Origin of the sequence: Sphingomonas sp. (assembly GCF_048594985.1) — a bacterium.
Lineage (GTDB): Bacteria > Pseudomonadota > Alphaproteobacteria > Sphingomonadales > Sphingomonadaceae > Sphingomonas_I.
The window spans coordinates 1-9,738 of sequence record NZ_JBMDXG010000158.1; the positions used below are offsets into that span (position 1 = coordinate 1).

Annotated in this window: 7 protein-coding genes and 1 tRNA gene; 1 reads left to right on the forward strand and 7 read right to left on the reverse strand. The window is 67.8% G+C overall.

Translation table 11 applies throughout. The annotated features are described in order from the left end of the window. Window positions 1–1,155, forward strand: a 1,155-nt coding sequence (locus ACOJSF_RS06135) for an ATP-dependent helicase (protein ID WP_420141339.1), incomplete at its 5' end; no start/stop codon positions are given. 13 nt (window positions 1,156–1,168) lie between these two features. Here the strand turns inward: ACOJSF_RS06135 and ACOJSF_RS06140 are convergent. The 7 genes from ACOJSF_RS06140 to ACOJSF_RS06170 all read right to left on the reverse strand — a co-directional run bounded on the left by ACOJSF_RS06140 (window position 1,169) and on the right by ACOJSF_RS06170 (window position 9,407). After that, entirely contained in the window at window positions 1,169–3,214 is a 2,046-nt protein-coding gene (locus ACOJSF_RS06140; RefSeq protein ID WP_420141340.1) for a prolyl oligopeptidase family serine peptidase, read from the reverse strand. Window positions 3,215–3,258: 44 nt separating this feature from the next. Continuing rightward, entirely contained in the window at window positions 3,259–4,995 is a 1,737-nt protein-coding gene (locus tag ACOJSF_RS06145) for an aspartyl protease family protein (RefSeq protein ID WP_420141341.1), read from the reverse strand. A 36-nt stretch (window positions 4,996–5,031) separates the two neighbouring features. Further along, window positions 5,032–5,424, reverse strand: coding sequence for a DUF2497 domain-containing protein (locus tag ACOJSF_RS06150; protein WP_420141342.1), 393 nt, complete (start codon window positions 5,422–5,424; stop codon window positions 5,032–5,034). A gap of 16 nt (window positions 5,425–5,440) precedes the next feature. After that, window positions 5,441–6,889, reverse strand: a complete 1,449-nt coding sequence (locus ACOJSF_RS06155; RefSeq protein ID WP_420141343.1) for a TolC family outer membrane protein — start codon at window positions 6,887–6,889, stop codon at window positions 5,441–5,443. Between the two features lie 44 nt (window positions 6,890–6,933). Beyond that, window positions 6,934–7,542 (reverse strand): protein-L-isoaspartate O-methyltransferase family protein, encoded by a 609-nt coding sequence (locus ACOJSF_RS06160; protein ID WP_420141345.1) that lies wholly within the window; start codon window positions 7,540–7,542, stop codon window positions 6,934–6,936. A 185-nt stretch (window positions 7,543–7,727) separates the two neighbouring features. After that, a complete protein-coding gene (locus ACOJSF_RS06165; protein WP_420141344.1) occupies window positions 7,728–9,170 on the reverse strand; it encodes a hypothetical protein in 1,443 nt (480 codons plus the stop codon). A 163-nt stretch (window positions 9,171–9,333) separates the two neighbouring features. Next, window positions 9,334–9,407: transfer RNA gene (locus ACOJSF_RS06170), tRNA-Cys, on the reverse strand. Window positions 9,408–9,738 lie beyond the last annotated feature (331 nt).

The window sequence follows — 9,738 nt, forward strand, 5'->3', positions numbered from 1 at the left end:
GCGATCGGGATGCCGTACCGAATCGTCGGCGGTTTTCGCTTCTACGAACGTGCGGAAATCCGCGATGCGCTCGCCTATCTGCGAGTCGTCGCGCAACCCGCCGACGATCTGGCGTTCGAACGGATCGTCAACGTCCCCAAGCGCGGGCTGGGCGACAAGGCGGTGCAGAAGGTGCACCAGCTCGCCCGTGCCCAGGGCCTGCCGCTGACCAGCGCCGCCGCGCGGATCCTCGACACCGACGAGCTCACGCCGCAGGCGCGTCGCTCGCTCGGCAACCTGATCGGCGACATCGCCCGCTGGCGCTCGCGCCTGAACGAACTGCCGCACGCGGAGGTGGCGCGCATCCTGCTCGACGAGAGCGGCTATACCGGCATGCTCCAGGCGGACCGATCGACCGAGGCGGCCGGCCGGCTCGAAAACCTGACCGAACTGACCCGCGCCATGGAGGAATATGAGACGCTGGGCGCCTTCCTCGAACATGTCAGCCTCGTCATGGACAATGACGCCGATGCCGACCGCGAGAAGGTGACGATCATGACGATCCACGCGGCGAAGGGCCTCGAATTCGACACAGTGTTCCTGGCGGGGTGGGAAGAAGGCGTGTTCCCGTCGCAGCGCGCGCTGGACGAAGGCGGCAATGCCAGCCTTGAGGAGGAACGACGCCTCGCTTATGTTGCGATCACGCGCGCACGGCGGCGTGCCACGATCCTTCATGCCGCCAATCGCCGCATCTACGGCCAGTGGACCAGCTCGATCCCGTCACGCTTCGTCAATGAGCTTCCGGCCGAGCATATCGAGCAGGAAACCACGATGAACTTCGGCGAGATCCTGTGGCGCGAGCAGAGGAGCGAACAGGGCGACCCCTTCGCGCATGTCGCGCGCGAACGGCCGGGCCATGCCGCGACGCGCGGCCCCGGCTGGCAGCGCGCGGCGCAGAAGCCGCTGGACATGGCGCCGGCCCGGCTGGCCGAGGTCAAGGCGAGCGCCGCCAGCTTCGCCGCCAAGCCGCGCGCCGATCTCGGCATCGGCCTGCGCGTGTTCCACTCCAAGTTCGGCTACGGCACGATCGCCGAGATCGAGGGCAACAAGTTGGAGATCGATTTCGAACATGCCGGGCGCAAGCGCGTGCTCGACAGCTTCGTCACGATCCCCTGACGGCAGAGCCGGGCTATTGCCCTGCCCGGCCGGTATATTTGTCCATCCAGGCGAAGACCTCGTCATACCATTGCAGCGAATTCTTCGGCTTCAGCACCCAGTGATTCTCGTCGGGGAAGATCAGCAGGCGTGAGGGAATCTCCCTCCGCTGGAGCGCGGTGAACGCCGCAACCCCCTGACTATAGGGGATGCGATAATCCTTCTCGCTGGTGATGACGAGCTGCGGCGTCTTCCACTCGGTGACCGTATTGACCGGGTTCCAGCGCTCATATTCGGCGGGCGCCTCGTAATAGGGTTTGCCGCCATGCTCCCACTCGTCGAACCACAATTCCTCGGTCTCGTACGCCATGGCGCGCGCGTCGAACACGCCGTCATGCTGGACGATGCATTTGAACCGGTCGGGCCATTTCCCCTCGATCCAGTTCATCATGTAGCCGCCATAGGACCCGCCGGCCGCGCAGACATTGTCGGCGTCGAGGAAATCGAAGCGGTCGGTCGCGGCCTTCAGGCCCAGCTTCAGATCGGTGAGCGGCTTTCCGCCCCAGTCGCGATTGATCGAGTCCGTGAACGCCTGTCCGTATCCGGTGCTGCCGTGGAAATCGACCGACACGACCGCATAGCCGTGCCCCGCCCACGCCATCGGATTCCAGCGATAGGACCAGGCATCGGCGAAACTGCCCTGCGGCCCGCCGTGAACGACAAACGCGACCGGCGCTTTGGTGCCCGCCGGCAGACTGGCGGGCTTCATCGCAAAACCCCAGACGGTGTCGCCGCCGGCACCCCTGAAGTTGAAGCGCGTCACGGTCGGCAGGTCGACGCCCGCCAGCCTGGCCGCGTTGACGTTCGTCAGCCGCGTGACACTTCCGTTCGGCTCCCACCGCCACAGGTCGGCCGGGGCGGTCAGGCTGTCGAGCGCATAGACGAAGCCGCCCTTCGGCAGCGGGGCAAGCGCCGCGACATGCCCCGCCCCCGTCAGCCGATGGACCTTGCCATCGGCCAGGTCGACGCGGAAGGCGGCGGTGTCGAGCGTGTCTTCCGCCGTTACCAGCAGGCTGCGCGAATCGGGCGCCCAGGCGATCGATCCGACCGACCGGTCCCACGCTTCGGTCAGCGCGCGGACCTTGCCCGTCGCCAGTTCGCGGACCCACAGCACCAGCCGGTCGGCTTCGTAGCCGGGCCGCTTCATCGCCGCCCAGGCCAGCCACCGACCATCGGGCGAAACGCTGGGGCTGGTGTCGGTCGCGTCATTGTCGTCGGTCAGGTTGACCGGCGGCGACGATCCGTCGGCCGGGGCGGCGAAGACATCGAGGTTGGTCGACAGCGGCTCGATCCGGCCGGCTTCGCGCAAGGTAAAGTAGACGGTGCGGCCATCGGCGCTCCACGCCACCTCGGCGCGGTCGCCGAACGGCTTGGACGGGCTGTCGCCGACCAAGGCCCCGCCGATCGCCTTGCCCGCGCCCGCCGCCTTACCCGCGCGGAGCGGGACGACGAACAGTTGTGAACGCTGCCCATCGCTCCAACTGTCCCAATGCCGCGCGAACAGCTGGTCATATGTTCGACCGCTGCCCGCATTCTTGGCCGGCTCCGGCTTCTTCGCGTCGAGCGAGGTCGCGCCTACCGGCCGATCCGCCCAGACCAGGATGGCATCCCCCTTCGGCGAAACACGGAAGCCCGACAGATCGTACGGACCCGTCACCTGCACGGCCGCGCCGCCGGCCATGCCGACGCGCCAGACGGCATTGGCCTCGCCGCGATCGGACAGGAAGTAGAGTTGGCCGTCAGGCCCGAACATCGGATCGGTTTCGTTGGCCTGGGCGAGCGATGCGAACTTCACCGGCGCGGCGTTGCGGGCGGAAAGGTCCAGCCGCCACAGGTCGCTCCTGCCGCGATTACCGTCGAGATCGGTCTCGCGCTGCTGCCATACCATCCAGCGTCCGTCGGGCGACACCACCGGCGCGCCGACGCGCGACAGCATCACCATGTCCTGCGGCGTGAACGGCCGGGCGAGAGCGGAGGTCGAGGCGAGCACGGCGAGCGCCGCGAGAAGGCTTTTCGTCATCGGCAAGGCTTAGCGGAGCCTCCGGGGCGAGAAAAGCGGCGCGGCTAGCGCATCACCCCATGCCGTTCCGCAATTTGCGTAATATCCGGCTGGATGGCGCGCGCCGCCGCGATGTCGGCCTCCCCCTCGCCGGCCCGGCCCAGTCTGATCTTCGCAAGCCCCCGGCCGTACCACGACCAGGCGAGCCGGGGGCGCTTGGCCAAAGCGGCGTCGTAGTCGGCGACGGCGCGGGCGTAATCGCCCCGCCGCAGCCTGACGAGCCCCCGGCTGTCGAGATATTGCGGATTGTTTGGGCTGAAACGAAGCGCGGCATTGCAATCGTCCAGCGCCAGATCGAGCGCGCGCCCCGTCAACGCCCGCGCCCAGCAACGGCCGTTGAGCGCGCTGCCCAGCCGGCGGTCGTCGGGGTGGAAACGAATCCACAGGGCATATTGCGCGATCGCGGCCGGGAATGCTTCGAGCGTGCTGTAGATCCGGGCAAGCGCGAAGCGGTGATCCGACGCCTCCGCCAGCAGCGATGCCGCGCGATCCGCGTCCCGAAGCGCTCCCGCCCGATCGGGCCCATCCACCGCCAGCCGCAGCCCGGCCCGGCGCGCCAGCGCCTCCCCGTCCTCCGGTCGCAGCCGGACGACGTGATCCATGTCCGCTAGGGCATCGGCGAACCGTGCGCGCTGCGCCAGCATCGATGCGCGATCGAGGCGATAGGCGGCCACATCCGGCGCGGCCGCGATCGCCCGCCCGAGATCGTCCAGTCCCCCCGTCAGATCGCCGCGCGCGGCACGCATCCGCCCGCGCTGCGCATAGCCCTCCGCATCGGCGGGCTCGTCTTCGAGTGGAATGGCCTTTGCCGTGCCGCCGGCGGCGGCCGACCGGCCCGCGCCGAATACCGGCCCGCCCTCATAGGTGAAGAAGACCCGACGCTGCGCGGGGGCGACGTAGATGCGATGCGACAGGAAGAAGTCGACGCCGATCAGCATGTCGAACGTCGCATCGTCGAAGTCGCCGATGTTGAGGCGTATCCGCCGCACCTCCTCGCCGCCGATGCGGAGCGTCTGGAAAGGCGCGGCCCACGTGCGGATGCGACGGCGGCCAAAGCCGCTGCTGCCGCCGGCGGGAACCATCTCCTTCGATTCCGGCGTCAGGCCGAGCCGCCGTGCCGCCGCGCGGGTCAGCATCGAACTGGTCGCGCCGGTATCCAGCATGGCGCGCATCCGCACGCCGTTGATCTCGATCGGGACGACGAAATGCCGGCTCGGGGACGTGAGCAGCTCGACGGCGGAAACCGCCTTGTCGCCCGCCCAATAGGCCATCAGCGTGCCCGCGCAGCCGGTCGACTTGAAAAAGCGAACCGCGCCATGGCCCAGATCATATTCGCTGTCCCACGGCGCCAGGAAGTTCAGGCCGAGCACCCCAGTCTGCCCGGTCTCGCTGCCCGCGACGACGAAATCGACGTTGCGGATCGGAACCCCCGCAAGCGTGATCGTATCGACCCGCACGCGCCGCGCGGTCTGGACACCGCCGACGCCGACGATCCGCGCGCCGCCGAGGCTCTCCGTCTTCAGGCCCAGCTCGGCTGCACTGCCCTGCGACATGGTGCTGAAGAATGCACCGCTGTCGAGCAGGAGCGCGACGTCGCGGCCCTCTATTCCGATCGTGACCACCGGCTGCCGGCCGCTCATCCTCACCGGCAATTCCGCCAGCCGGCCGACCTCGCATTTTCCGAACAGAGGAGCGGCGACCATCATCGTCGCTGCGCCGACGATTGCCCGATATGCCCTCATGGCCGCCGACACCGCTCGCTCGAAGACTGACGCGTTCTACCGCCCGATTACGCGCGCTACTTCACGGGTTACAACACGCTCTACCAAGTCCGGCAGGTTAGCGTCGAGCCACTGCTTGAGCATCGGGCGCAGCATCTCGCGCACCAGTCCGTCGAGCGTATTGTCCGCCGCCCTGGGATCGATCGACAGGCCGGCTAGGCTCGACAGCGCGGCCTTGCTCGCCTCCAGCGCGCGCGCCGAAATCAGGCCGTCTCCGGCCGTCGCCGGCCGCGCGGGCTCCGCCGGCGCCTCGCCCAGTTCCAGCACGTCGTCCCCGCTGGGCAGGCTCGCACCGGGCAGGCGACGCGCCGCCTCCACGTCCGCGCTGATGATGCGCTTGATCGAAGCAAGCACGTCTTCCATCGACTGTTCGGGGGCGCCGTCGCTCATGATCGGCGACTATCGCCTAGTTCCGCGGCGAAGTCACGGGTGCCGGATCGGGCGGCGTGTAGGGCTTGACGTCGGGATCGTCGGGGGTCGCCCCCGTCGTGCGCGTGCTCGGCGAGGAATAACGCGGACTGTCGCTCCAGTCGCCGAAGCGGTTGCGCACGCGCGAATAATTGGCGACCGGGTCGTAGAGCGCGCCGCCGTCGAGGCTGAGATCGTCGGCCTGCGCGCGCCCCATCGCGTTCAGCAGAGCGAAGCCCGCGACATATTGGTCGCGCTGCGCCGTGACGAGCGCCACCTGCGCGTTCAACAATTCCTGCTCGGCATCGAGCACGTTGAGTACGGTGCGCGTTCCCACCGTATTCTCGGCCCGCACGCCTTCCAGCGCGAGTTCGTTCGCGGAAACGGCCTGCTGGTTGCCCGCGATCGCAGCGCCGGCTGCCTGATAGATGGCGAAGGCGCTGCGCACGTTGGACACCACCAGCCGTTCGGTGCCGATCGACTGTTCGAGCGCCTGACTTTCGACCGCCTGCGCCTGGCGCACGCGCGAGCCGACCATCCCGCGCTGGTAATGGGGGATCGACAGGCTCACGCCGTAATTGTTCTGCCCCTGCGTCTGATCGATGCCCGGCGTATTGCTGGGCAGGCCGATCTGGCGCGCGCGCGTCCCCAGATAATCGTTGTAGCTCGACCCGCCGATCGCGGAAAAGGTCGGCAGCCGCGCGGCGCGCGCGGCGCGCACGTCATACTGGCTGGCCTGCGTCGTCGCGATCGCGCTCTGAATGGCCGGGCTCTCCTCCAGCGCGATATCCACCGCCTCGTCGGAGGTCTTGGGCAAGGGGGGCAGCGGCGGCGGCGGCTCCAGCGTCGCGGGCCACGCGCCGATCACGCGGCGATAATTCTCGCGGCTGGCCGTCAGATTGCCCTGCGCGGTGGCGAGCTGGCTCTTCGCGAGGCTCAGCCGCGCTTCGGACTGCGCGACGTCGGTGCGGGTCAGGTCGCCCACCTCGAACCGGTCGCGGCTGGCGCGCAGGTTGGTGTTCAGCACGTCGACATTCTTCTTGCGCTGGTCGACGATCGCCTGATCGCGGATCACGTCCATGTAGGCGCTGACCGCCGCCGCGAACGTGTTTCCCTCGACCGTGCGCAGCCCGGCGCGGCCGGCGACGACCCGCGCTTCGGCGGCGTTGATCCCGTTGCGCACGCGCCCGCCCTGGAACAGCGGATAGCTCAGATTGACCTGACCCGTCGCCACGCGGGAGCCGTTGTCGAGACGCGACAGGCCCGTGGTGCTCTGGGTGATCCCGACCACGCCGGTCACGCCGAGCCGCGACGCGGCCTTGGCGATGGGCACGCCCTCGTCGATGCCGCGCAGCTGCGCGCGCGCGGCATTGAGGTCGGGACTGTTGTTGTACGTCTGCACGAAGGCTTCACGCAGCGTCGTCGCGCCGGCAGGCGCGGCGACCATGGCTGCGCCCCCCAGCAAAACCGCGATTGCCCCCCCGCGACGCATCAGAAGCTGAAACCCCGGGGCTTGGCGAAGCCGGGGAGGATCGGCGCATCGGCATCCGCGAAGCTGATCATGCCGAACGCGTCGCCGGCCTTCCGGCCGATCGCCAGGCGCGTCACGCCATTCTCCACGATGGGCGCGGCGACGCGGCCGCCGTCCGCAACCTGCGCCACGATGGCGGCGGGGATTTCCTCGACCGCGCCGTCGAACACGATCAGATCATAGGGCGCATTGGCCGGCCAGCCGGCTGCCAGCGGCCCTTCGACCCCCTCGACGCCTTCGGGCGCGCCCGCGAGGACCGCATCCTCCTCCAGCGCCGTCACACGGCCGGCCAGCTTGGCCAGGATCGCGGCGGTATAGCCGGCCATCGCGCCGATCACGAGCACGCGATCCGACGGGCGGACCCGCGCCTCGGTCAGCAGCCGACCGACCACCATCGGCGACGACATCCGGCGGCCGCTGCCGATCGGCAAGGAGATATCGAGATAGGCCTGGCCGCGCACGTCGTCGGGCACGAAGCGCTCGCGCGGGACCTCGCCCATCGCCGCGACCACACGCGGATCGTTCACCGCCGTGGTGCGAAGCTGGCTCGCCACCATCGCGCGTCGCATCTGTTCGAAATTATGCTCGGTCACCGTGCTCGCCCCTACCAGGTGTCTTATTCTTACAAGACACTAAATCCATTGGCAATGCCATTATCGGACGTGTTGGTTAACGCCAAGTAAGGAGCGCGACGTTTACGACACCTCGCCGGGCGGTCATACCGTGTCGAAACAAGGGGTTCGTCGGCAACGCCTCAGGTGACGATGCGGGTTTCGGCCACCCGCTTCTTCAACAGGTCCCACGACGCCGTACCGTAGACGCCAAAGAAGCCGTTGCGGGTCGCGGGGCTGCTCATATTGTAGATACAAGCGTCCTCGCCCCCGGCCTCGGCCCAGGCATCCAGATTCGCCTCCATCACCTTGGCGGAGCGGGGATCGTGCATCAGCGTGTCGACGAACGCGACCAGCTGCTCCTGGACCTCCTTCGGGAAACGGCTCACATGGAGGTGGGTGTTGCCCTCATACCCGATCAGACGCAGCCCGTGCTCGCGCGCGATCGCCGCCTGCGCGGCATATTGCTTGCGCAGGCCGCCGACCGACAGGATGCGGTTTTCGGCGTCGCTGGGCGTCCCGATCAGGTTGGCCACGGCCCCGTCGATATCGTCGCGCGCCGCCAGATCGACCAGCGGCCCGTCGGTCGAGGTCAGCGTGCCGGTGACGTAGAAGGAGCTGATCCACGCGCCGAAATCCTCGTTGCGCGCGCCGGACATGTCGACGCCCTTCCACACCATCGCGCCCAGCCGGGGATTGGCGGGTTGCGTTCCCAGCACGATTTCATAGCCGCTGCCGCGCGCCATCTTGGCGATCTCGCCGCAGCGTTGCCCATACCATTGCTGCCAATGGCCGGTTTCGCCCCAGGCGGCCTTGGCCTGCGCCAGCGCATATTTCGACTGCGCATAGCTCCAGTTCCAGACCTCGTTCGAATATTCGACGATCGGCTTGTTGCGCGACTTGGACAGCGCCGAAAGAAACGCCCTGATTTCGGCGTCGCTGGCGGTATGGCGGATGCAGACCCAGGGCCGGACATTCAGGTCGTTGGCCAGCGCGAGACATTCCGCCAGCGGCAGGCCCGGATTGTCGAGCCGGTCGGTCGACTGCCAATCCTTGAACCGCAGCACCGAAAAGCCGTCGATCGCTTCCAGGAAGGTGGGATCCCACGTCTTTCCGGCCTTCCACTCCGCCACATGCTTGGCCGGCACCATGCTGACGACGGGCGGATTGTTCACGTCCGCGCCGTAGACCATCATCGGCATCGTCTGGATCGACGCCGCCTCGGGCGCCGCCTTGATCCGCAGGTAGTTCGATCCCTGCGCGATGGTCGTCGTGCGCGGAATGCGCACGCGCCCGACCCGGCCGGTCCACGACACGAGGAACTCCTCGCCTTGCGGCGGCAGCGGCAACATGCGGGTTAGATAACCGTTGCCGGGTCGCCATTCGCTGCCCTCCCGCGTCCAGTCGAGATGGGGTGGCCCGGGCGTCCAGTAATTGAGCGGCGAGAGATTCATGCCGAGCCGCAGCGGACCGGCCGGACGCGGCGCGGCCCCGGCCTCCGCCTCGCGCGAGCACCCCTGCGGCAGAATGGCGACTGCGCCCAGCTTGGCGGCGGTGGCGAGAACCTGACGGCGTGAAATCGGCATAAGCGCGGTTTCCCTCCAGTGGCGGGCGGATGCAGTTTTCTAGGCGCTATCGGCCGATCAATCCATGGCCGGTCACGCACCCGCGGCGTTGAAGACGGCAGACCGTGTGCGGCACCGGTCGGAAACCCCGAAGGGGGTCGAGCACAACGATTTCAATAAGGAATGGAGGCCCGAGCCGGAATCGAACCGGCGTGCAAGGATTTGCAGTCCTCTGCGTAACCACTCCGCCATCGGGCCGGAGGCGCGCAGATGCGGGCTTTTCCCGTGATTGGCAAGAGCGAGTTCGACGCCTTTTCGTTTGCATCGTCGCATCGCTGGCATCGCTCCATGCACGGTTGGTAACCGGCCATCAGCCTCGGCGGAAATTCGGCTATGCAATTATATTACGCATATAGGGTTTTATCGGTAATCTTTTAAGTTGCGACCGATGGTCGTGATGCGTATAGCGCGCGCCATGCCAGCCTACCGTTCCCGCACCACCACCCATGGCCGCAACATGGCCGGCGCACGCGGCCTGTGGCGCGCCACGGGCATGAAGGACTCCGATTTCGGAAAGCCGATCATCGCG